At 67.6% G+C, this 401-nt stretch carries 1 protein-coding gene; it reads right to left on the reverse strand.

Annotated features, from left to right (window positions below; genetic code table 11):
- A partial coding sequence (locus DJ017_RS19990) for a UbiA family prenyltransferase (RefSeq protein ID WP_165830745.1) occupies positions 1–401 on the reverse strand: 401 nt, incomplete at both ends.

The raw sequence follows: 401 nt of genomic DNA on the forward strand, positions 1-401 counted from the left end.
GGCGGGGCGTGGAAACTCCCCGCCACGATCGCGGCGAACAGGATCAGCCCCGCCCAGGCGTTCGACTTGAAGAGCTTGAGCGCCAGGATCGGCTGATCCATCCGCACCTTCCAGGCTTGCTGGAACAGCCGAACGGCATAGAGGCCGAGCAGGGCGTAGAAGGCCCAGTTCATCCCTGCCAACCAGCCGGCCAGGGCGGCGAAGGCGACGGTCAGACCATAGAAGCCGGCGACGGCGCGAGGCGTCGCCGCACCCAGCCGCCGCGCGGTGGACTTCACCCCTGCCAAGGCGTCGTCCTCCAGGTCCTGAATGGCGTAGATCGTGTCATATCCGAGCGTCCAGAAGATGCCGGATGCATAGAGCGCCAGCGCAGGCCATCCGAGCTCGCCCCAGGCTCCCGG

Origin of the sequence: Phenylobacterium soli (assembly GCF_003254475.1) — a bacterium.
Lineage (GTDB): Bacteria > Pseudomonadota > Alphaproteobacteria > Caulobacterales > Caulobacteraceae > Phenylobacterium > Phenylobacterium soli.